Raw genomic sequence first — 22575 nt, forward strand, 5'->3', positions numbered from 1 at the left:
TAAGGTATTGGCTAGTTTTTACTTTAATTTTAATAAATCGTTACTGGTTGCGCTTTCTTGGTAGACATCATCTAAATAGCGACGACTGGCAAGCAGCTTATCAACGACGCCACTTTGGCTTTGGATATTTAGCTTTTGTGCAAAGTCCAAAATAGAGTTCAACTGCTCTAACACCATGCTATAACTGGTGACAGATTTATCGCGGTCAATAATAACAGTAGTGGCATAATGTGGATCGAGGCTGAGGTAATCCTGAATCAGCTCGGGTATGCGTATCTCTATAAGTTTATTGAGGGTAAATAGCTGTGATTCAGTGATTTGAACATGGTGCATGCGCTCATACTGTTGACCGATATCGTCCATAATTGCGCGAAAGGCTTCAGGAACTTGTTCAGCATAAAGGTATTTGATAAACGCATGCTGCGCGGTAAACCTAATAATAGCCAGACCATCTGTTTTATCGTTTTGCGGTAATGTTTGCTCGCTTTCAGACAAAGCACTACTTGCGGATGCTAAATATTGTTTATGCCTGTGGGTTGAGTCAATTTGCAGCCGACGAGATTTCTCTTTCATGACAAAAAAGATAGGTACAATAATGATAAGGCTGAGTAAAATAAGTAGCGTAAAAAAAGACATATCAATACTCTGTCATAAAAAGCTATAAATATAAAAAAGCACGCATTTTTCTGTGCATATTTGTGTATCACAACATAACATACTTGTGCTATTTTATCCCAAGGTAGAACACTAGTTGGTAAGTGCTGCGATAAAACAATTAATAATAATGGATAAGTAATTAAGGACGATAATGGATAATGACACAATTACAAAAAGTCAGCTAGCGGCATATAAGCCAACCACGGCTTATGTAGGTACTTCTTGGGCAGTGATGCTGGTCGGGGTTTTGGCCTATCTAATGGGGTTATGGAATGCACAAAGTATGCTACTTAACGAAAAGGGCTACTACTTCGCCATTTTAGCACTGGGATTGTATTCAGCAATCAGCTTACAAAAAACGTTGCGTGACCGTGCAGAAGGTATTCCTACCACCAATCTATATTATCTAATAAGCTGGGCGGCGCTGGCGGTTTCCATTGCACTTATTGCTATTGGGTTGATGAACGCCACTGGTTTAAGCTTGAGTGAGAAAGGGTTTTATATGATGGCGTTTACCATGAGTTTATTTGCTGCTGTCACGATTCAAAAAAACACCCGAGACGAAGCGCAAATCCGTGCATTAATTTCACCGACCAGTCTTAGTGATGATAGTACCGCCAGAATATCAAATCAAAAATCAGACTCAGGAAAATCCTTGTTTGGTTCTGTTAAATCGAGAATAGATAGCCGTGATCAGAACGATAGTGAATAATATTTTTACTGCGTCTATAACGGTTATTTTATATAGCTTATTTTAAGCTATATAAAATAAATGACTCAGCGAATAAATAGCTTAGTTAATAAATTAGCCCGCTTTATGCAACCGCGCCCGATTGGGTGACAGTCGCGCTAAGGTAACAGCGGATAAAGGCGTAAAGCAGCCTAACATCATATCTGCTAATGCTTCAGCGCATATCGGTGCTAGTGCATAACCTTTTGCCCCCATCGCAGAGAGCGTCCAAATTCGGCGGCTTTGCGCAAGTCGTCCGACCAATGGATGATAATCAATCGTTTGCGTACGCACACCGGCGCGCGCTTGCCATGCGCTGGTATCATCTGGCAGGACATTGCCTAATTCCGGCATATCCTCCAGCAGTTTGTCATAATTTTGCTGATTTTCTTCACGACGAATATCAGTACTGGCGTCAGCATCTACAAAGCTGGCCCCCAGTAAAAACTGCTGCTGACCCTCGGCGATTATATTTACCTCAGGATCATCGCTTTGCCCGATAAAGGGCGCGCAATAACCACTATATTTAAGCGGTAATTGAGGCAGACCAGCTACTTGCTCGTCAGTAGGCGTAAACCAAGATAATTGCCCGCGAATGGTACGGCACTCAACGATACGTTTGTCTAATTGATGGCTCTCATAGGCGGCACAAATAACGACATTGTCAGCGCAGATAGTGACAGGGTTCTGACTGTTATTACCATTATCACTGTCTTTATCACCAATCACCGTAACCTTATCAGCAGTTTCTTTGACATCAGTAACGCTAAGCTGCTGATAAGTGATATTCGGATGCGCAAGGATGATCGTTTTTAGCGCTTGAGGATTGACCAAACCAGATTGTGGCAAATATAAATTGTCTGCTAAGTCTTTCAGCTTTAAGCCACTTAACCGCCGCGCTTCTTCAGTCGTAATCGTGGTTGCCATCTCATTAGGATAATCGGCAATCTGCGCCGTGCCAATATTGGTTTTTATCAGCAAATCTAACGTGCCTGTTTGCTCAAGTATCAGTGGCGTTTGTTGCAGAGCTGCTTGCTGATTAAAATAACGGTATAGCCTGCCGCTATATAGATAACCGATAGAGTGCAGGTGCTCATAAACGTGGTGAATGGGCGTCATGTTTGGCGCGAGGAGGGCGCGCGGATTACCAGAGGCGCCAGCAAGCGGCGCGACCTTATCTACCATCGTCACTGCAATACCGCGATTGGCTAGCGTCCAAGCCGTGAGCAGTCCGGCAACGCCTGCGCCAATTACCACTATATGGCTAGGAATGTGGCTGAGAGGGTTTGGTAAAATGGAGATATTGTTATCGTCATTTAGTGCTAAAGAATTAGCGTTATAAGCCATAATTGCAGTCAGCATTTCATGCTTGCGCCCAAAACCTTTTACCTTTTTAATGATAAAGCCATGAGTTTGTAACCCACGTTTGACGATACCGGCACAGCTATAAGTAGCGGCAGTCGTGCCAGTACGCGATAGGCGCTGCATCTGAGTAAATATCGTATCCGCCCACAAAGTCTCATTACAAGAAGGTGCGAAACCATCTAGAAACCAAGCATCAACGTAAGGGCGTTTAATAGCCGAATCATTATCTAAAATATCTAAGGTATCGAAAATATTTGAGGTATCTAAAGCATCTAAACTTGCCAAACTATCGCCTGCATCGCCCAACCAAATATCAAGTGTGACGTTATCGTCAATAAAATTTAGTCGATGACAACCAGCAATTAACGGTGGGTAGTTTGCTAAAAATTCTTCAATCAATTCGGCAAGTTCGGGCGCGCGCTGTGCCCATAAGCTGAGTATCTGCGTTAAGTCAGTAAGCGGAATGGGATATTTTTCAGTGGTGATAAAGTGTAAGCGTGCGCTTGTTAAATACGGCTGCTGCGTACGAAGCTGTCGCCAAAGCTGCCATGTCGCTAAAAAATTCAAGCCAGTACCAAAGCCCAATTCAGCGACAGTAAAGCATTGTTTGTCTGCAAGGTTCGCTAGTCGTTCTGGTAGTTGATTATGAGCTAAGAAAACATGGCGGGATTCTGCCAAGCCATCAGCGTGCGAAAAATAGACATCGCCAAACTCACCTGATACTGGCACTTGATTGCCAGCATCATCGTTTTGCCATGCAATCTTAGCAGGGCTAATCACGTTTGGCGGTGCAGGTTTTTTAGGGGGTTTGCTGGCTTTATGAGGCTTGCGCATGGCGGGAGAGGTAGGCTTAGATATAGCTGATTTAGACACAAATTTGGACATAAAGCATCACATTTATAGAGGATTTACTACCAGCGTTCACGGCGAACAAACACCAACCACGAAATAAAAATCCCGACCAATAAGCTCATTAACACCGTAAATGCACCATATAAAAACAATTGACCTTTGCTCTCATACACCAAAACGTTCACTTGCGTCTGTAAGTCATTGACTTGACGTTGAAGCTGGGCATTACGGCTAAGCAATTCTTGATTGGCCGCAGAAAGCGCTTTATTAGACGGTTGTAGCTGCGCCGCTAAAGTGTCGCTAATATTGGTCGCAGGCTTAGCAATGGCAGTTGGGTTCGGCGCTGTAGTTGCTACGGTATTTGAAGCAGTATTTGGCGGCGTTATTTGAGTAACATTATTGGGCGCTAATACAGCATTAGGCGTCAGCGTAGCTGTTCCTGCTGCAGGGTCAGCATTGGTCACAGTTGGCGCTGCTTGTACCGATAGACTAGCAAGCAACAATAAGCTCGCAACACTAAGATTAGCGATGCGACCAAAAGAAAGCGCAATACCATGATAAGCGACATGATTAGAAACAGCACTATTTAATAATAACTGCTTAATCACGATGCTGCTACCTTATTGGCTGGCTTATCTGCTGCGCTGTTAGTAGGTGCAGGCAATGTCTGTATAAACGGCTTGATATCTACATGGCTATAAACGCCATCACGCAAATAAGACTCAGCGCTTGCCCATGCTTGCGCGGCATCGAGGGAGTCGAAGTCAGCAATAATCAGGCTACCTGACATCTCGCTTTTACCGTGTTCAATGGGCGTTGGACCTGCGATAATGAGTCGCTGCTCGCTTTGTAATACTTGTAGTCGGGCAACGTGTTCGGCGCGCGTTACCTGACGTTGGGCGCTGCTGCCAGCAACATCGTGACCGATAATGGCAAATAAGGACATGGGACTTCCTCAAGTAAATAGTAAGAATAAAGCGCTATAAAGCATAATGAAAAACAATGAGCTTATGTCTCATCATGTTTTTCAATCATATATTATGATTAAACTGACTTTTATAATTAAACCAGCTCTTATTTAGTGCTTTTGTCAGTTAACGCCGGATTGAGGTGGTTTTTTAACAGCGCAAATTGGGCGACCACGAATACTAGCATAATCGGAATCCAGCCATAGGTTTTGAAGTTAATCCAAGCTTCATCAGACATGGTGAATGCCGTGATATAATGCAGGACGCCCATCATGGCAAAAAACAGCGCCCAAGCGACGGTCAGTTTTTTCCAGCCACTCAGCGTGAGTGAAAATACTTCTTTCATAGCCAGTTGCATCAGTGGCTTATTAATGGCCGCACTGACCAATAACGTTAAGGCAAAGATACCGTTGATAATAGGTGATTTCCAACGCAAATAGATGTCGTCACGCAATAGCAGCGTCCCACCGCAAAAGACGATGGTTAATAATAAAACGACCCACTGCTGCTTATCAAATTTGCCTTTTTGCCGCACAAAATGGATGGCATAAATAATAATAGTGGCAACGAGCAAGGCGCCTGCCGCCGCTAAAATGCCACTGTAACGCGCGGCAATAAAAAAAGCGATTAACGGAATGAAGTCTAATAAGGCTTTCATAGCAAATAGGATGTCCAACAAAAAACGTATGGGGTAGTTTACACGTCTACTGCTGCAAAAAAAAGCAATCAACCTGATAATCGTCCGATATGACATCGATAGCCCATATCTTCGCCATTTTTAACTCGTTTTACTGATAATATAGTTCATAGTGATAGCATATTTAAATGAACAACACATTCAACACCTTAAGGCCAGTTTTATGAAAATCGACTTACATTGCCATAGCACGTGCTCTGATGGTACCTATGCGCCCACTGAAGTAGTACAGCGCGCGCATAATGCTGGCATTAATGTACTGGCGCTAACGGATCATGATACCTTGATGGGTATCGACGAGGCGCGCGCGGCGGCTGAGGCCTGCGATATACAATTAATCAATGGGGTTGAGATTAGCTGCGAGCATACGCTTAGCGGCGGCTATGGTAAAAATAAATCTACCAATAAAATCATCCATGTGCTTGGACTGGATTTTACTGACTTTGATAAAATGCACGCTACTTTGCAACAATTACAAGACAGCCGTGCCACGCGCGGTCAACGTATCACTGAAAAACTTAGTGAGCTATTAGATATTGATTATGCTGAGCTATGGCAAGCGGTGCTCGATAAAGCTGGCGGCAATCCACAAGCGGTAGGGCGTGCACATATTGGTCAAGTGTTGTTTGAGCGCGGCGCAGTGAAAACCGTGCAAAAAGCTTTTGATAAATATCTGGCGGATAATAAGCCAGCTTATGTGGCGATTGAAGCATTAACGATGCAACACGGTATCGAGCTGATTCATGCTTGCGGCGGCAAGGCGGTATTGGCGCACCCAACTCGCTATCAGCTTTCAGCTACCCGCGTACGTAAATTAATTGAAGAGTTCGCACGACTTGGCGGTGATGCTTGTGAATTGCCGTCAAATAGCGAACCGGTTAGCACCCGTAGAATGGTCGATCGTAGTATTGCTGAACACCAGCTTGCTGCCTCTATCGGCAGCGACTTTCATGGCAGTAATATGCCGTGGCGACGCTTGGGTGATGTGCCAAATCTTAACCCTGAGCAACAAGGCGTTTGGCAGTCGTTTGCGGCATTGGCTTAGTCCAAAATAGTCTATATTTTAAGAATAATAAGTAAGGTAAAATAAAAGTCAGATATTGATGAGTAAATTAATTAAAGAGATTGATAATTAAAGGAAAAATTGCCACACTAAATACGTCAGTTTAAGTCTAATATAAGTCAAAGATCTTAGTTTTATACTTGGTTTATCTCAATAACTTTCACTATCTGCGGTAGCCCATTATGGCTGTATCGATATCTCATCTAGGCTACAGAAAACTCTCGCGAGTGATTTTCGAGTGGCAAGCCGCTGATAGAGCATCGCTACTGGCGCTGTTTGTTTTAATAGAAGTCACGTCACATTGGCTATGGTGCTTGTTTGTTTGGTGGCGTCAAGATATTTATGGCTCCTATGTAGATATGGCGCTACTGTATCCCTTGTGGATTGGCGTGACGCTGATGCTGCTGTTCTTTTTTTGGATGGTTAGCCGTGCATCACCCATTAGAGAAGATACGGGCTCGTTGTATAAATGGCAGGCGATAATGGTCACGCTTTATAGCCTGTATATTGCCGTGGTGATTTTAGTCATGGGTCACAGTAGTCTGGTTGCTGGGGTTTCGCTGGTTGGCGGCGCGATGCTGGGCATGATGCTGATACGGCGGCGCTACGTATGGAAAGCCTTTTTAGGGCATATCGCCTTGATCTTTTTGGTCACTTTGATTCCTTATTTTGGTTTTACGATACCTAATCTGCGCCAAATGACGATTACCTCTTTTCCATTAGATACTTATAGTTATATTACCTTTAGCGAAACGATGGCAATCGAAAATGCCATCTCTGCCTCTATTTTTCAAAATGGAACGCTGAGCTGGGACAACTTTAATCAACTGCGTTTTTCTTCTGCATTTTTTTGGCGCACCACCCATATTTATATGGCGCTCCCAAAAGCAATTTTTATCATCTATATGTTTCGCACGCTGCTGTTAATATTGGATAACAGCAAAGCTGAAATCATGCAATATGCCAATCAAGATGAATTGACCCAGCTAAAAAGCCGCCGCTACGGTTTGACGCAAATGCAGCAAGCACTACTAGCGATGGGAGATAAGCAAGATTTCAGTGTCATTTTGCTGGATTTAGATTGGTTTAAAAATATCAATGATAACTATGGTCACGATGTCGGCGACCAAGTCTTGTCTGAAGTTGCCCAGACGCTACTGAAATCTTTATCAGAAGAGGCGATTGTCAGTCGCTATGGCGGCGAAGAGTTTTTAATCGTGCTGCCAGATACCACGCATGAGGGTGCGATGGCTATTGCTAAGCAGCTACGCCAAGATATCGCCCAACATGTCATCAAGAGCGATGAGGGTACGGATTTCTATATTACTGCCAGCTTAGGGGTTTATACCCTGACACATGATGAGCGTGTTTGCATCCAAAGTGAATACAAGGCATTGGCGCTAGAAGAAGGTACGCCACCGCTTACAAAGCCACATAAAAACCGTAAACAAGGCAATAGTGCGCATACTTCAAGCAGCAATCAAGCAGGCGCAGCAAAAACGCACGCGCAAAAAAGAATTTCCCATAGAAGAAAACGCGCCGCAAAAGAAATACTGCAAGCACAACTGCCTAGCGATATTTGTCAGCGCTTAATATGTGTTGCGGATAAAGCCTTATATGAAGCAAAAGACCGTGGCCGCAATCAAGTGGTCAGTGCCAATCATATGCTAGCGGCAGAAAAAGATAAAATTGCCGTCCTTTACGCGACTAGCTAGTTATTTGATATTTAGTTTCTTCTCTAAATCACCAAATTATTGCTTCTAATGATTAAATTATTGCTTAGGCGGTTATTCAGTTAGGTGCTTAAATTTGCAACCAAGCTTGAAAGCACACTGGTTGCAAAGCTACCGGTCGTTAAAGTAAAACTGAGCACCAATGTCAGCTCATCATCTGTGTCCTGCCATTCCCAGCTTAGCTCCTCAATCGGTAATCTTAACGCTCGTCGTTGTGCTTTGATATCGCACTTCTCTAATCCTGTAGCTAGCTGATGTAATAATGGATTTTTCTGCACAATATCATTTTCGATAGCGGCAGCTGTGCCACTGACTTTATCATTACCCACGCCCCATAATACCGCCGTTGGATGAATATCGCCGCTGGCAAGTCGCGCTTGCAAAGTCTCATCGATTGCTTCGCTGGCAAATATCGAGCCTGACCCGTCCAAATTAAACACTTCGCCTGCAAGCCCATTAGTCCAACTACCATCGCGCACCCGTGCTGCCAATATTTCATTAAATATCAAGCTACGCGCAGCAGACAGCTCCATGCTGTTTTGCTCGCGCGGCGCTTGTTTGCGTTTGCTTTTTTTGGGTTGCGGCCGACTTTCTGGCGCTGGACGAGCAAACAATGCCAATGCTTCTCTTACATTATTACCATTCCATCCAAAGCGCTGTGGGCCAAAATAATTTGGCACGCCCGTTGTGCTGATATTGGCTAAATGCTGCTCGACAGCACCCTTGTCACTTTTCTTAGATGATAATAACTGCTCAGGCATTGGCGCTGCTGTATCTAAATCGGCAAACCGGCAATCACGCAAGGTAATGATAAATTGATTGGCTCTATGCGTACCGCGATTGAGCTTTTTGTTATGCCAATACTGCGCAAGGATAGTGATCGATTCGTCGACTCCGACATCTACGGGTGCAAATTCAGACTCTGGTAATTGCTTCTTAGGTATCCGCAGGCTAAACCACTGTGTGGTCAGCGCATGACGATCTTTAAGCCCTGAGTAACCAACATCGCGTAGTGGAATCTCCGCCCATTCGGATAGCAGCTTGGCAAGGTAGGCGGTATTCATGCCCAGCTTTTCAATATGCAACCATAAATGTTCACCTTCGCCCGTAAAGTCGAGCGGCAATATCTCATTAACCACAAAGTCTGTGGCATGGGCTTTATAAGTCGCTTGTGCTAAAGGCGGCTGCAGCGGTTGTGGTAAGTTGGCCGTATTAGTAGCGGCGCTGATATCGAAGATCGAAATATCAAATGTCTTATCATCAAGCGTTTCGTTATTAAGTGAGTCGTTATTTAAATCGTCTTGAGAGGTCATAAAGGCATCTTTTTTTGATTATAGGTATTAAAGTAAATTGGTTGAGATATATGTTAAAGGTTTAAAAGGCATTAAAGATTTAAAAGTCAGAATTACGTTTTGCAACGCAGGCAGCATACAAATAAACAGCGCCTATCAAATGGGCTTGCTACTATCAAGGTATCTGATTTTTTAAATTGCGTATTTCTATCGGTATTGATTGATTCAATCAGCTTACATCAATACGTTTTCAGCAGGAATTTTTTAGCATGAACCAATAACGATCAATATTAAATGTTAAGGATAACTTATGAGCAATGCAACGATTCATACTGTCACCATTAGTAAAGCCGAAATTCCAAATGGTGGCATGAAATCCTATAAACAGGATGACGATAGTATCATTTTAATCACGCGTGATGAGGACGAATTTAGCGCCTTTGATGGTAAATGTCCGCATGCTGGCGCAGATCTGGGAGCAGGGTTACGCTGTGGTAATCGCGTCATTTGCCCGTGGCATCATGGCAGCTTTGATAGTCGCGATGGCACGCTATTAGAGCCAGTCGCTATGCGCGGGCTGACCCAATACGAACTGACCGACGAAGGCGATAGCTTAACCATCAAAACCACGGCAAAGATAGATAAGCGTGTGGCCAATGACAAAATGACGGACACCCATACCATTATCATAGGCGGTGGTGGCGCAGGCTTTATGACGGCCAATCAGCTGCGGCATACCGGTTATGGCGGCAAGATTACCTTAATTAGCCAAGACGATAAAGCCCCTTATAATCGTCCTTTATTATCCAAAATGTTTTTGGCAGGTAAAATGGATGAGAAATATCTAATGCTGGGCGGCGCTGATTGGGCACGTAACAATAATATCGATTTGCGCTTACAGCAAATCGTCAGTGAAGTATTACCGAACGCGCATACCATTGTCATCAAAGACGCAGACGGTAAACGCGAAGAGCAAACCGCGGACTTCTTAGTAGTGGCCACAGGCGCTGAGCCAAAAATACCGCCTTTTAAAGGGGCTGAGCTCGATGGCGTTTATACGCTACGTAGTATGGATGATGCTAAGGCTATCAAAAATGCCAGTGATAATAAGCATGTGGTTATTGTCGGCACCGGTTTTATCGGTATGGAAGTGGCGTCGGCACTAATGGAGGCAGGGAAGGCGGCCTCTATCACTGTCGTTGGGCGTAGTCGCCGTGTGATGGCTAATATCGTTTCTGAAAGCGTCAGTAATGCTTTAATCAAATTACACGAAGAAAAGGGCGTTAATTTTGTATTCGGTGCCGGCGTTGACGAAATCAATGCTGATGAAGACGGTACTGATAATGAAAACAGTAAAGTCAGCGGCGTCACCCTATCAGATGGCAGAACGCTTGCCGCCGATGTGGTCATTTTAGGAACCGGTGTTGCACCACGTACTGAGCTGTTAAATGAAGTAAACGCGCCAGATGGTGTGCAAGTTGATGAGACCTTACAACTGCGTGATGGCGTCTATGCGCTGGGTGATATCGCCAAAGCCACCAATCAGATGGGACGCATGCGTATCGAGCATTGGCGGGTGGCGTTGCAACATGGTCTAGTTACGGCGGCAGCTATCTTGAATGAGGATAATGTCAATTCGTTAGCAGAGCGTATTCCTTTCTTTTGGACAGCACAGTATGGCAAAAGCCTGCGCTATAGCGGCCATGCTGCCACACCTGATAAGGGTATTTTATTTGGTTCGCCTGATAAGCTTGATTATATCGAATATTATTTTGATGATGATGGGGAGAATACGCGAGCCAGTGCCGCAAGCTCGCTCGGACGTGACAAAGAGCTGATTGCTTTCTCTGAATTATTGCGCCTTGGTCATGAGCCAACGCGCGCTCAAATCAATGCAGGATTTGATATTATCGAGCAAGCCCACGCGTTATCCCGCTAGTACTCAAAACTGATACGTATTATTATAAAGGCTGGCTTGGTTATCCGAGCCAGCCTTTTATACGATAGATTTTTATAAGATATGAACGGAAAAGGAAAACCGATGTTATGAGTAAAGAGAACATAAATAAAGAAGTCTTAAATAGAACAACCGTATTTTTACGCCAAGCTGAAGCAAATGATATTGATGCGCTTGAGCAATTGCTGAATCGCTGTTATCGGCAAGCAGAAGGCTGGACCAATGAGGCAGATTTAATCGGCGGTATTCGTACTACTAAAGATGAGCTGTTAGCCGTCATCGCTGACCCAAAACATTACGTTTTCATTTATCCAAAAACCACAACAGGCGAGCGTGATGGCGAAGAAACAGGCGAGTTATTAGGTTGTATCGCGGTCGATATAAAAGATGATACTGATACAAATCAGCACGCTGGCAATAAGAAAGCCTATATCGGCATGTTTGCCGTCCTGCCAGAGTTGCAAGGGCATGGCGTTGGTCATCAGATATTGCAGGCAGCTGAGACGTTTGCGCAGCGGCATTTGCAATCAAATACATCAAAGTCTGCTCAAAGTCCCGCGCGTTTGACCATGTCTATTTTAAGTCATCGTCCTGAGCTTTTGGCATATTATCAGCGCCGCGGTTATCAGTTAAATGGCAACAGTATGCCGTTTCCTATCGACGGCAATAATGGTGAACCTAAACGCCAAGATTTAGAGTTATTAGAATTAGAAAAACTCGTAAGTGAGTCATAAACTAATAAGGCTTATCAACTTCAATTAAACTAACCTCAATTCAGCTGACATTAAAGCAACTAACCCCAAAAACTGCCAAAGGTCATAAATAATCCGACGCTCAATAGGAGAAATGCCACGATAATTAAGCGCTTAAACCAATTAAAAGCAGGCAGGCGCGTGGCATTATCATCAGACATCAAATAAGCAAACAAGCCAATTAGGCTTGCGACCAAGGTCATGATGCCCAGACCAATCGGTAATATAGAAAAATACATCTGCCACACAAGCATCTCGCAACGGTGATTATTAAACGCATGATAGCAGTAACGTGATTGTACTGTCTGAATTATCCGCCTCTTCAGTTTTAAAGATGCTAGTAACATAACAGGAGGACAAGGTGGGAGATTTTAAAAGATGGGCGTTAACCGTAGTATTGATACTATTTTTTGCCACGTGTTCTAACGAGCCTTCTGAAAGCACAGTTAAGGGGTTGATTGCAGTGCAATATGAGCAAGGTATCGAAATAATGGAGGCTGCCAAGGCGAACGCGGGCAATGATAAAATGGCACAAGATATAAGCAGTTTGATGGAGCGCATGACGCCAAAACTTGAGCGCATTGAGAATATCAACTGTGACCGCGTTGAGGGCGACAATACCTATATGTGTAGCGCTGATATCACCCAAACGATTGCAGGGAATAGTCGCACCCATAAGACCAATTTTAAATTTTATCAAGTTAAAGGAGAATGGGTACTAGGTGATTAAAACTGAGCTATGCTTGTATAAACTACTTATAAAAAAAACATCGACATTTTCAAGCTAACGAATTTGAACTCTCTCCTAACGATTTAATGATTTAATGATTGATATTAAAGCTGGTATAAATTGGTATTTTTTATTTTCTTAAGCTGCTAAGGATTTATATGGATATTTATTCTTTCTCTAAAAAGATAAGCAAGAAGGCATTCGCATTTTTGGGTTTGTTTGTTTTGCCTTTTTTAGCCTATGCAGCTTCAGCTCAAACCTATCAGATACAAGACTTCTCTGACGATTACTACGCCATTATTAAATCAACAAATGATGCAGATAGTGAAACCAATAGTATTGTGGAAATAAGAGACGCCAAGACTAAGAAAATCTTGATTAGTCAGCCTGCTGATATCGATATTGACTATGAGCTTGATAACAGTGAAGCGCATCAGCTAGGCGACAAAATCAGCGCCAATATTGTCAGCCTTCCTTATGGAGAGAGTAGTGTGCTGATTTATGACGACTTCAATTTTGACAATAAATTCGACTTAGCGATTAAAGATGGGCGTAATGGCTGTTATGGCGGCTCTTCTTATCAGGTTTATCTCAAGCAAGGGAGGACTTTCGTGCACAGCGAAGGCTTTACTGAACTGGCGCAAGGTAATTGCGGATTTTTTGATATTGACGAAGAAAAACAGACTTTGCATACCATGACTAAGAGTGGCGCGGCATGGCATCAATATTCAGATTATAAAGTCATCAATAATAAACCAGTAGCGGTGCGTATCGTAGAGGAAGAATATAACTACAAAGGCTTACTCTCTATCCTTGAGAAAACGAGAGTCAATGGCAAGATGGTCGAAAACCAATACCAGAAGCTAGCTATGTATGAAGAAGGCGATGATTCATCGCGCTACGTTTATGGATTCGATTTAGATAATGGCAAAAAAATGATACTCGATAGCTATGATGAGGATCATCTGTATTATGCCTTTATTGATAAAGACGGTAAAATTGAGTTGTATTATGATGGACAGTTCATATATGACGCTAAGCAAAAAACCTTGAGCTTCACCAATAAGCCAGTGGTTTATGAAATAAATAATAAAGGTATTACGGTCAAAAATTCTAATCAGACCGTTCTCTTAAAAGCACAAAACGGTAGTATGCGTGGAAATTTAAACAATCTTGCGCGATTTAAGAATGTAAAAATTAGATAAAAAGCATTCAAAACAAGAAAGGCTACCTTGTTAAAGGTAGCCTTTTTACTAATATCATCTAGTCTATAAAAGCTAGCGCATCGTCACAAATTCTTCCGAGCCAGTTGGATGAATGGCAACCGTATTATCAAAATCAGCCTTAGTCGCGCCCATTTTTATCGCGACGGCAAAGCCTTGAATCATCTCATCGACGCCATAGCCAATGCCATGCAAGCCAATCACTTTTTCATCCTCACCTAAGCACACTAACTTCATCACGCATTTTTGACGGTGCTGGGTCACCGCGCTATACATAGAGGTAAAAGTCGATTTATAACATTTGATATTTTCTTTACCATATTGCTCAACTGCATCGATTTCAGACAAGCCAATCGTGCCGATAGCAGGGTGGGTAAAGATAACCGTCGGTATCAAATCATAACTTAGATGCTCATTGGTCTTATCGTTAAATAAGCGCTCAGATAGGCGACGACCTGCGGCGATAGCCACTGGCGTCAAATCAATGCTGTTTTCGATAATATCGCCGACCGCATAAATCCCTTTAATATTGGTATTTTGGAATTTATCGACTTTGATTTTACCGTTCTCAGTCGTCTCAACCCCTGTCACTTGCAAGTTGATATTGTCCGTCGAAGGCGCACGACCAATCGCCCAAATCAGGCAATCTACTGTATCGAGGCTACCATCTGCGGTACATAAAGTTAGACTACCATCATCATTTTTATTAATCTCAGTGAGCATGGTATTGGTATGCAACTGAATACCGTCTTGCTCCATCTCTATCAGCAAGGTTTCAACGATAGTGTGGTCAAATGAGCGCAGCGGCGAATGTTGACGCACATACTGATGGACTTCAGAGCCAAGGCTATTTAACACGCCAGCGATTTCGACAGCAATATATCCAGCGCCAACGATAGCCACCCGTTTTGGCAGCTCGTTTAAAGCAAAAAAGCCATCAGAATCGATGCCGTATTCTGCGCCTTTGATATCGGGGAGAATTGGATGTCCACCCGTCGCAATCAAAATATGGTCAGCGGTAATCAGTTCGCCATTGACCTCAACCGTATTGGTATCGACGAATGTGGCAAAGCCCTTTATCACTTCAACGCCGTTTTTCGCCAAATTATTGTCATAAGAGCGGTGAATGTTTTCGATATATTGTTGGCGGCTATTCACTAGTTTTTGAAAGTCAAAGCCTTTAACCTCGATATCAAAGCCATAATCTGGCGCATATTTATGAATCGCTTCAGCAACTTGCGCGCCATACCACATCACTTTCTTAGGTACGCAACCCAAGTTTACGCACGTGCCTCCCAATTTGTCGGCTTCGATAATGGCGCATTTTTTGCCATAGCTCGCTGCGCGGTTAATCGAGGCAATGCCGCCGCTACCGCCACCAATGGAAATATAATCATAATGTTTGGTCATAGTTAAGTCTCTTTATTCAGTACGTATTGATGCGTATTGGTACAATTTTGCAGTCTATTATTTTTTAATTCTGTTGTTTTAAACTCTATTGTAATGGGTATGATAATTAATCTTACAAGGTTTTGCTTATGAAGCTGTGCCAGCTAGCATCAGGTTATAAAAATATTTAGGCACAAACAGCCCGCGATTTAAACTTATCTAAATTCATCTACACCTACTTAAACCTACCTAGACTATGGCACGCCGTCTATAAAATAACAGTCCGGGAATCGATAAGCCCAGCACTAATCCTGAGGTCACAAATAAAGCTTCAAATAGATACACCATCATTTGGCTAAATAATTCGTCCGAAAAACCGAAATAGCCAATCTGCACCATACTGACCATCGCCTTATAAGCGGCGATACCTGGCATCATACAGATGACGCTTGGCGAAATTAACGCTTTGGGTGGTAGGGTGTACTTTTTAGAAAAATAAACCCCCAAAAAGCTGGCAAGCATCGCCCCAAAAAAGCTGGCAACCACCAGATGGACGTGCTGATAGACCAGCGCTGTTTTTAGCCCAAATCCAAACGCGGTCATCAATAAACATGGCAAAATATAGCGTTTGGGAACGCTGAACATCAGCGTCCAACCAAGGGTAATGATGCAGGACAGCACCACGGTTTCAATAAACCACATGTCAAAACCCCCAGTGCTGTATTCGAAGTAAAACCAGCGCCATCACAATGCCAACGCAAGCGGACAAAGTCAGCATATAGGTAAAAACGGCACGCCCAATCCCAATATTGACATAGCCTTTTAGGATATCTGAGAAAGAGTTGATCAATGGAAAGCTTGGTACTAGTAAGAGCACACTAGAGGCAACGGCAATATCAGCATTATTACCAATATCAAAATAGTAAGTCGTCGACCCAATTAAAGAAGCGATAAAAGCTGTCACGATGACCGCTATAAAGGGATTAAAATGGTGTTTGGACAAATAAATACGGGTAAACATCGCTACCATACCCGCGATAAAAGTCACGCCAGTAATCGACCAACTGCCACCATTTAGATACGCAAACGCAGCACAAGATGCACCAACAAATATGCCCACTAGCCATGTTGGATAAATGGTTTTATCTAACTCATCAAAGGCAAGGGTGGTGCGTTCCGTCAGCTCAGACTTCAGCTTATTGTTATCTGGCTTGTCGCTATTTATATCGGCTTCGGTTCTGTTGATAATTTGCTGAATTTGTACCAATAAATTGACATTAATGCTCTGATTGATTGTATCTCTGGTGGTGGTGATACAGCGCTCATCACAGATAGTGGTCAAGGTAATGGCATTAAAATTCAGCGAACATTCTACGCTGTTCATCCCCAACGCAAGCCCCAAGCGTTTCGATAAGTCCACCACCACGGCAGACTCAGCACCATACTGCATAAGGAGTAGTCCGCAGCGCACGCATAATCGAGTAATGTGCTGTTGCTGTACGTAGCTGATAGAGGTCATTGATTAGATACGCATGTTGGCTATTGTGATTTGTATGAAGGGCATAAGTATAAACACTGTGAGCGGTTATGGGCTATCGAGACAACAAGGTAACGATAGCATAACTTGACGTGCTTATTTGCTACTATTATAAAGCGTAAACCACTGTCGTAAGGAGAATAAAATGCATATCGCTATCTTAACCCTGACTTTTGCTTTACCCGGATGTAGCTCATTAAAAGAAAAGCGCCAACGCATGGGCGGCTTGCATGCACGCTTTGGCAGTACGCCAAGCATCGCGGTATGTGAGAGCGGTGAGCGTGATCGGCATGACGCCAGCGAGTGGACGTTTGTGATAGTCGGGCTGTCTAAACGTGAGGTTGAGTCGCAATGCAGTCAAATAGAAGAGAAGGTAGAGCGGACGGTAGATGCGCGGGTGATGAATGTTGAGAGGGAGTTTGTTTAGTTTAAATGGTTTTATATCTTAACTCTGAAAAATGTCTAACTTGTAGGTTGGGTGGAGCTTGCGACACCCAACATTTACTTTAAAAAAGAATATCCTCATCTGTCCCAATTGACAGGAAGCAAACCATCCTTCACAAATCGAGGAAATGAGGAATATTGCCAGTCTTCAATTTGCTCTACATATTCATATTTAAAAGGGTCTATGTGAGTATGATCGATATGAGCGTGATAATTTGTCTTATCATAAATGCAATGAATCCTATGGATAATTAATACTTCTCATAATACTTTCTTATTATTAAAAAAATTCAAAAATTTATAGTAATATCAGACATAGTCTAATTTTTATCATCATCTGAATCGTCATTGGTGAAATCAATATCTTTAGAAACAACATTTATTTTTTTTAAATATTCACTTTTCACTTTCGATTCATTAAGAGGTTTTATGATCTGCTCACCCTTATTTGGAATTTTCTCACCTTTATCAGGTGTTCGATTATTAAAGAAAGATGAAAGAGAACTATGGCTGTCCTCTGGGATTAACATACGAACATAGTATTTTATTAATTCATCAAGTACATTGTTATGAGACGAAGATAATTTATTATCCGTATCTAACAATCCTTTATTTTTCAATACTCTCTCATTTTCTCTTGATTGGGCTGCTTTAGATATTATGCTGTCCCATACTTCATCTGTTATTTTTGCAGTTTCTTCTACAATATCCATATTATCAGGAATATTTTGTATCATTTGTTCTTGTTCAGGGTGTAAAGTCAATGTATTAACAAAATCTAGCGCCTTATCTCCATCAGTAGTATTGGAGTCTAAACTATTAAAATAACTGTAAAAACTTGAAGTTAGTTCTTCACATCCGCTAATTGCACCGTTTAGCACAGACATTTTCCGCTTTAACTCTGGATGATGTTCAAATTTGGGATATCGAACATGGTGGTCAATCTCTCCCCATGCTTCATCTAATATAGTGCGAGTCTGTAGTTCAAAGTTATAACTATGAGGTGTAATTCCTTTGATAATGTAATGAGTAGACCTATATCGAGAATCTCTTTCTACTCGTTTGTACTTATAATCGCTCAAATTATCATTTGGATAGAAGCTTAAATCATCGTCAGGAGCATGATATATGGTTATATTTTCATCTCCACATACACTAAAATTCTCTAAAATAAATTTATTTACTTGTCCCCAATTTTCTTTGAACAAATAAATAGCTCTAATTCCGACTAAATCATCAATTATATTTTTATAGTTAGTTACATTGATTTCTAGATAAGGAGATTTCTGATGCTCATTAATAGCTTTTTTTCTCTTTCTAACTATTTTAGTTAGTAAGTGAATAGGATCTTTGACTCTCCATTTTACCGAATTAATTTCTTCGCCTAGATGCAGTATATTCCCGAAATATTGAGCCTGTTGCTTTAGAATTTCTTGATTCAATATATAGTCTCTGTAAATTTGTATAATTGTATTTTTACTAATATTTGCCTCTTTTAAGCTCTCAGCTTGAAGACCTTCAAATTCAAATATATTATTCTCATCTGTATTTCTCATAAATACTTATATCCATAAAATTAGCCGTGTAAGATGGGTTAGTTTGCCACATTAATGGTAGGTTACGCTATCGCTATCAGATCCTACCAAGTATAAAAAAACGTGATTATCTACAACAACCAAATTTTAGACAACAAAGAAGGCCACCCTATAAAGAGTAGCCTTTTCATCAATTATTACCTAACTTCTATTAACTGACTTCTATTAACTGACTTCTTTCATCGCTTATTTAAGCATCGGCTTCAAGAACTCACCCGTATATGAGCCTTTTACTTCCGCCACTTCCTCTGGCGTACCTTCAGCGATAATCAGTCCGCCACCTTTGCCGCCTTCAGGACCTAAATCGATCACCCAATCCGCAGTTTTGATAACATCAAGATTGTGCTCGATGACCACGATAGTGTTACCTTTATCGCGTAGGGTATGCAAGATATGCAGTAGCTTATCGATATCATGGAAGTGCAACCCAGTGGTTGGCTCATCCAAGATATAGAGCGTCTGTCCGGTATCACGTTTGGCAAGTTCGCGCGCCAATTTAACACGCTGCGCTTCACCACCTGATAACGTTGGCGCAGACTGACCCAAGCGAATATAACTAAGACCGACATCCATCAACGCTTGCAGACGACGATAAATCGCTGGAATGGCTGAGAAGAATTCAGTCGCATCTTCAACGGTCATATCGAGCACGTCAGCGATGTTTTTACCTTTATAGTGAATCTCTAACGTCTCGCGGTTATAGCGCTTGCCTTCACAGGTATCACACGGCACATACATATCCGGTAAGAAATGCATCTCAACTTTGATGAGACCATCACCTTGACACATCTCACAGCGTCCGCCCTTTACGTTAAAGCTAAAGCGACCGGCTTTATAACCACGAGCACGTGCTTCTTGCGTTTGTGCAAACATTTCACGTACTGGGGTAAACACGCCAGTATACGTCGCTGGGTTTGAGCGCGGCGTACGACCAATTGGGCTTTGATCGATATCGACCATTTTATCTAAATGCTCAAGACCACTGATACTGTCATGCTTGTCCGCGATAAGTGTTGAGGCGTTATTTAACTGCGTTGCGGCTAAAGGCATTAAGGTACGGTTAATTAGAGTCGATTTACCAGAACCTGAAACACCAGTGATACAAGTCATGATACCGATTGGCAAGGTCAAATCAACGTCATGCAAGTTGTTACCTGATGCGCCTTTTAGCTCAATAGTCATCGGTATTTGTTTGGGATTGGCTTTACCTTTGACTTCCATATCGATGGTTTTGGCTTTATGACGAATGCTTGGAATCTCGATTCTTTTCTTCCCAGACATATATTGTCCAGTCAGTGATTCTTTATTCGCCATGATGTCATCGACTGTGCCTTGAGCGATGATATGACCGCCATGTACGCCTGCGCCGACACCGATATCGATAACGTGATCCGCTTGGCGAATGGCATCTTCATCATGCTCGACGACCAGTACGGTATTGCCCAAATCACGTAAGCGCGTTAGGGTTTTGAGTAAGCGATCATTGTCACGCTGATGCAGACCAATTGACGGCTCATCAAGCACATACATGACGCCCATCAAGCCTGCACCAATTTGGCTAGCAAGACGAATACGCTGTGCTTCACCGCCGGATAACGTTTCAGCAGAGCGGGCAAGCGATAGATAATCAAGTCCGACACTAACGAGGAAGTTTAAACGCTCATTAATCTCTTTAAAGATTTTTTCCGCGACTTCACCTTTATGACCACCAATCTTCAGCGTTTTATAATAGTCAGCAGCGTCACCGATAGACAGCTTAACGATTTGAGCGATGGTTTGATCGTCAACGCGGACATTACGTGAAATCTCATTCAAACGTGCACCATCACAGACGTTACAAGTGGTATCCGCCAAATATTTAGCCAGCTCATCACGAACCAGGTTACTTTGGGTTTTGGCATAACGGCGCTCTAAATAAGGCAGCACGCCTTCAAATGGCACAGTCTTATTGGTTTTACGCCCGCGCTCATCAGTAAAGTTAAAAGTCAGCTTCTCTTTACCAGAGCCTTGCATGATAAGGTCTTGCTGTTCTTTTGGCAAATCTTGCCACGGTGCATCCATATCAATTTTAAAATGATTACAAACGGTAGAGAGCAGACCAAAGTAATAAGCATGACGCTTATCCCAACCATTAATCGCCCCTTGATTGAGCGATTTTTCATGATGGGTAATCAGCTTTTCGGCAGAAAAATACTGACGTTTGCCAAGACCATCGCAACTTGGGCAAGCACCATATGGATTGTTAAAACTGAACATCCGTGGTTCAAGCTCAGAGACCGCACGATCACAGACTGGGCAAGAATGCTTAGCTGACATCACTTGGTTTTCATCACCGCCTTCTTTTGGATTACCATCCATAAAGTGTAGCGTGACCAGTCCTTGACCTAAACGCAGCGCCGTCTCCAAACTTTCAGCAACACGGTTGCCTAAGTCATCACGGACTTTAAAGCGGTCAACGACGACTTCAATAGTATGCTTTTTCTTTTTATCGAGTGTCGGTAGCTCATCGGTATCGTAAACATCACCGTCAACGCGTACGCGCACAAAGCCTTGACCAATTAGCTGCTCAAGTAAGACCGTATGCTCGCCCTTACGCTCACGCATCACCGGTGCAAGTATCATGATTTTAGTGTCATCGGGCAGCGCCATCACTTGATCGACCATTTCAGTCACCGACTGTGCAACCATCGGCTCACCATGCTCTGGGCAATAAGGCGTACCAATACGCGCATAAAGTAGACGCAAATAGTCATAAATCTCGGTAATCGTACCGACCGTTGAGCGTGGGTTATGGTTGGTTGATTTTTGCTCGATAGCAATCGCCGGTGACAAGCCTTCGATACTATCGACATCAGGCTTCTCCATTTGCGAGAGGAACTGACGTGCATAAGCCGACAAGCTTTCAACATAACGACGTTGGCCTTCAGCATAAAGCGTATCGAATGCCAATGACGATTTACCAGAGCCTGATAAACCCGTAATCACCACAAATTTATCTCGTGGAATGTCTAAATCGATATTTTTTAGATTATGAGTGCGTGCGCCGCGAACCTTAATATACTCGTGTGCCATCGTTGATAGATTTCCTATTTGATAAAAGGGTATATAAAAATGTTTAAAATTAAAGGGCTAAATAAAGTTGAGTTAAATGCTTAATTAAAAGTAATGATGAATCAAAAGTGTGGCTATTTTTAAAAATACTATTTGAATTAATATGGCTTTATAAAAATGTGCAGTTTTCACAAAGCGATAGTAATGATTGTCTTTTTTATATTATGCCTTTAGTACTTGAAATGGATGAAGGTAATCTAAATAAAGGGTAACTAATATGAGTGGTTTGTTATAGATTTGAGCGAACAATATCATTTGCGACGTCTTACTTTATTGTCATCCTGAGCACATTATTCAAGGTGTGCTGCTGCCTTATACGCACTTGGTAACAAAATTATCTCGTAAAATGAAGCGCTTAAGTCAGTGTCAGCCGTGATGCTGAAGCAGCAAGGCAAAAGTATCGGCAAGCAAACAGCGAATGTCTTATACTAGGGGGCTTAATTTTTAGTCGATACCTGGCATAGAGCGTTGTAGATAAAG

At 42.5% G+C, this 22575-nt stretch carries 20 protein-coding genes; 8 read left to right on the forward strand and 12 right to left on the reverse strand.

The genetic code is table 11. The features are described 5' to 3' along the window. Window positions 1–18: 18 nt before the first annotated feature. Entirely contained in the window at window positions 19–636 is a 618-nt protein-coding gene (locus tag JMW39_RS05715; protein WP_201544702.1) for a hypothetical protein, read from the reverse strand. Window positions 637–808: 172 nt separating this feature from the next. On the opposite strand from JMW39_RS05715, the gene yiaA reads away from it, so the two are divergent. Continuing rightward, window positions 809–1369, forward strand: a complete 561-nt coding sequence (gene yiaA, locus JMW39_RS05720; RefSeq protein ID WP_201544704.1) for an inner membrane protein YiaA — start codon at window positions 809–811, stop codon at window positions 1367–1369. Between the two features lie 93 nt (window positions 1370–1462). Here yiaA and mnmD read toward each other — a convergent pair whose 3' ends face one another. The 4 genes from mnmD to ispZ form a co-directional block, all read right to left on the reverse strand. Beyond that, window positions 1463–3586, reverse strand: coding sequence for a tRNA (5-methylaminomethyl-2-thiouridine)(34)-methyltransferase MnmD (gene mnmD, locus JMW39_RS05725; RefSeq protein WP_201544972.1), 2124 nt, complete (start codon window positions 3584–3586; stop codon window positions 1463–1465). Between the two features lie 77 nt (window positions 3587–3663). Beyond that, window positions 3664–4212 carry a hypothetical protein gene (locus JMW39_RS05730; protein WP_227679407.1) on the reverse strand — a complete coding sequence of 183 codons (549 nt, stop codon included), beginning with the start codon at window positions 4210–4212 and terminating at the stop codon, window positions 3664–3666. Continuing rightward, window positions 4209–4550: a YciI family protein gene (locus tag JMW39_RS05735; RefSeq protein ID WP_201544706.1), complete on the reverse strand. Its 342-nt coding sequence runs from the start codon at window positions 4548–4550 to the stop codon at window positions 4209–4211. Before JMW39_RS05735 ends, JMW39_RS05730 begins: the two co-directional genes overlap by 4 nt. Window positions 4551–4678: 128 nt before the next feature. After that, window positions 4679–5230 (reverse strand): septation protein IspZ, encoded by a 552-nt coding sequence (ispZ, locus tag JMW39_RS05740; protein ID WP_201544708.1) that lies wholly within the window; start codon window positions 5228–5230, stop codon window positions 4679–4681. 202 nt (window positions 5231–5432) lie between these two features. Here ispZ and JMW39_RS05745 point away from each other — a divergent pair, with 202 nt between their 5' ends. Both JMW39_RS05745 and JMW39_RS05750 read left to right on the forward strand, forming a co-directional pair. After that, a complete protein-coding gene (locus JMW39_RS05745) occupies window positions 5433–6314 on the forward strand; it encodes a PHP domain-containing protein (protein WP_201544709.1) in 882 nt (293 codons plus the stop codon). Window positions 6315–6514: 200 nt separating this feature from the next. Further along, entirely contained in the window at window positions 6515–8047 is a 1533-nt protein-coding gene (locus JMW39_RS05750) for a sensor domain-containing diguanylate cyclase (RefSeq protein WP_201544710.1), read from the forward strand. A gap of 80 nt (window positions 8048–8127) precedes the next feature. On the opposite strand, the gene truD is transcribed toward JMW39_RS05750, so the two are convergent. Then, a complete protein-coding gene (gene truD / locus JMW39_RS05755) occupies window positions 8128–9378 on the reverse strand; it encodes a tRNA pseudouridine(13) synthase TruD (protein WP_201544711.1) in 1251 nt (416 codons plus the stop codon). A gap of 289 nt (window positions 9379–9667) precedes the next feature. Between truD and JMW39_RS05760 the strand changes: the two genes are divergently transcribed. Both JMW39_RS05760 and JMW39_RS05765 read left to right on the forward strand, forming a co-directional pair. Next, a complete protein-coding gene (locus JMW39_RS05760; RefSeq protein WP_201544712.1) occupies window positions 9668–11296 on the forward strand; it encodes an FAD-dependent oxidoreductase in 1629 nt (542 codons plus the stop codon). Window positions 11297–11403: 107 nt separating this feature from the next. After that, the gene (locus tag JMW39_RS05765) at window positions 11404–12048 is read left to right on the forward strand and encodes a GNAT family N-acetyltransferase (protein ID WP_201544713.1); all 645 of its coding nucleotides are present in this window, start codon (window positions 11404–11406) and stop codon (window positions 12046–12048) included. 59 nt (window positions 12049–12107) lie between these two features. Here JMW39_RS05765 and JMW39_RS05770 read toward each other — a convergent pair whose 3' ends face one another. Beyond that, window positions 12108–12320: a hypothetical protein gene (locus JMW39_RS05770; RefSeq protein WP_201544715.1), complete on the reverse strand. Its 213-nt coding sequence runs from the start codon at window positions 12318–12320 to the stop codon at window positions 12108–12110. Between the two features lie 107 nt (window positions 12321–12427). On the opposite strand from JMW39_RS05770, the gene JMW39_RS05775 reads away from it, so the two are divergent. After that, the gene (locus JMW39_RS05775) at window positions 12428–12796 is read left to right on the forward strand and encodes a hypothetical protein (protein ID WP_201544717.1); all 369 of its coding nucleotides are present in this window, start codon (window positions 12428–12430) and stop codon (window positions 12794–12796) included. 158 nt (window positions 12797–12954) lie between these two features. Beyond that, window positions 12955–14001: an XAC2610-related protein gene (locus tag JMW39_RS05780; RefSeq protein ID WP_201544719.1), complete on the forward strand. Its 1047-nt coding sequence runs from the start codon at window positions 12955–12957 to the stop codon at window positions 13999–14001. Between the two features lie 72 nt (window positions 14002–14073). Here the strand turns inward: JMW39_RS05780 and gorA are convergent, their stop codons facing one another. From gorA to JMW39_RS05795, 3 genes are all read right to left on the reverse strand, one after another. Continuing rightward, window positions 14074–15429, reverse strand: a complete 1356-nt coding sequence (gene gorA, locus JMW39_RS05785; protein ID WP_201544721.1) for a glutathione-disulfide reductase — start codon at window positions 15427–15429, stop codon at window positions 14074–14076. A 228-nt stretch (window positions 15430–15657) separates the two neighbouring features. Then, window positions 15658–16110, reverse strand: a complete 453-nt coding sequence (locus JMW39_RS05790; RefSeq protein WP_010201359.1) for a threonine/serine exporter family protein — start codon at window positions 16108–16110, stop codon at window positions 15658–15660. A 1-nt stretch (window position 16111) separates the two neighbouring features. Further along, entirely contained in the window at window positions 16112–16927 is an 816-nt protein-coding gene (locus JMW39_RS05795) for a threonine/serine ThrE exporter family protein (RefSeq protein WP_201544724.1), read from the reverse strand. Between the two features lie 163 nt (window positions 16928–17090). On the opposite strand from JMW39_RS05795, the gene JMW39_RS05800 reads away from it, so the two are divergent. After that, window positions 17091–17372 (forward strand): DUF503 domain-containing protein, encoded by a 282-nt coding sequence (locus tag JMW39_RS05800; protein WP_201544725.1) that lies wholly within the window; start codon window positions 17091–17093, stop codon window positions 17370–17372. 337 nt (window positions 17373–17709) lie between these two features. Here the strand turns inward: JMW39_RS05800 and JMW39_RS05805 are convergent, their stop codons facing one another. Together JMW39_RS05805 and uvrA are read right to left on the reverse strand one after the other, a co-directional pair. After that, entirely contained in the window at window positions 17710–18945 is a 1236-nt protein-coding gene (locus tag JMW39_RS05805; protein ID WP_201544727.1) for a RelA/SpoT domain-containing protein, read from the reverse strand. Window positions 18946–19170: 225 nt separating this feature from the next. After that, window positions 19171–22056, reverse strand: coding sequence for an excinuclease ABC subunit UvrA (uvrA, locus tag JMW39_RS05810; protein ID WP_201544729.1), 2886 nt, complete (start codon window positions 22054–22056; stop codon window positions 19171–19173). Window positions 22057–22575 lie beyond the last annotated feature (519 nt).

Origin of the sequence: Psychrobacter immobilis (assembly GCF_904846175.1) — a bacterium.
GTDB classification, from domain to species: Bacteria; Pseudomonadota; Gammaproteobacteria; order Pseudomonadales; family Moraxellaceae; genus Psychrobacter; species Psychrobacter immobilis_E.

What these genes read in the sequence shown, in the direction of transcription:
- JMW39_RS05715 (WP_201544702.1), bottom strand. Translation starts at nt 636, where the DNA reads ATGTCTTTTTTTACGCTACTTATTTTACTCAGCCTTATCATTATTGTA.
- yiaA (WP_201544704.1), top strand. Translation starts at nt 809, where the DNA reads ATGGATAATGACACAATTACAAAAAGTCAGCTAGCGGCATATAAGCCA.
- mnmD (WP_201544972.1), bottom strand. Translation starts at nt 3,586, where the DNA reads ATGCGCAAGCCTCATAAAGCCAGCAAACCCCCTAAAAAACCTGCACCG.
- JMW39_RS05735 (WP_201544706.1), bottom strand. Translation starts at nt 4,550, where the DNA reads ATGTCCTTATTTGCCATTATCGGTCACGATGTTGCTGGCAGCAGCGCC.
- ispZ (WP_201544708.1), bottom strand. Translation starts at nt 5,230, where the DNA reads ATGAAAGCCTTATTAGACTTCATTCCGTTAATCGCTTTTTTTATTGCC.
- JMW39_RS05745 (WP_201544709.1), top strand. Translation starts at nt 5,433, where the DNA reads ATGAAAATCGACTTACATTGCCATAGCACGTGCTCTGATGGTACCTAT.
- JMW39_RS05750 (WP_201544710.1), top strand. Translation starts at nt 6,515, where the DNA reads ATGGCTGTATCGATATCTCATCTAGGCTACAGAAAACTCTCGCGAGTG.
- truD (WP_201544711.1), bottom strand. Translation starts at nt 9,378, where the DNA reads ATGACCTCTCAAGACGATTTAAATAACGACTCACTTAATAACGAAACG.
- JMW39_RS05760 (WP_201544712.1), top strand. Translation starts at nt 9,668, where the DNA reads ATGAGCAATGCAACGATTCATACTGTCACCATTAGTAAAGCCGAAATT.
- JMW39_RS05765 (WP_201544713.1), top strand. Translation starts at nt 11,404, where the DNA reads ATGAGTAAAGAGAACATAAATAAAGAAGTCTTAAATAGAACAACCGTA.
- JMW39_RS05770 (WP_201544715.1), bottom strand. Translation starts at nt 12,320, where the DNA reads ATGCTTGTGTGGCAGATGTATTTTTCTATATTACCGATTGGTCTGGGC.
- JMW39_RS05780 (WP_201544719.1), top strand. Translation starts at nt 12,955, where the DNA reads ATGGATATTTATTCTTTCTCTAAAAAGATAAGCAAGAAGGCATTCGCA.
- gorA (WP_201544721.1), bottom strand. Translation starts at nt 15,429, where the DNA reads ATGACCAAACATTATGATTATATTTCCATTGGTGGCGGTAGCGGCGGC.
- JMW39_RS05790 (WP_010201359.1), bottom strand. Translation starts at nt 16,110, where the DNA reads ATGTGGTTTATTGAAACCGTGGTGCTGTCCTGCATCATTACCCTTGGT.
- JMW39_RS05795 (WP_201544724.1), bottom strand. Translation starts at nt 16,927, where the DNA reads ATGACCTCTATCAGCTACGTACAGCAACAGCACATTACTCGATTATGC.
- JMW39_RS05800 (WP_201544725.1), top strand. Translation starts at nt 17,091, where the DNA reads ATGCATATCGCTATCTTAACCCTGACTTTTGCTTTACCCGGATGTAGC.
- JMW39_RS05805 (WP_201544727.1), bottom strand. Translation starts at nt 18,945, where the DNA reads ATGAGAAATACAGATGAGAATAATATATTTGAATTTGAAGGTCTTCAA.
- uvrA (WP_201544729.1), bottom strand. Translation starts at nt 22,056, where the DNA reads ATGGCACACGAGTATATTAAGGTTCGCGGCGCACGCACTCATAATCTA.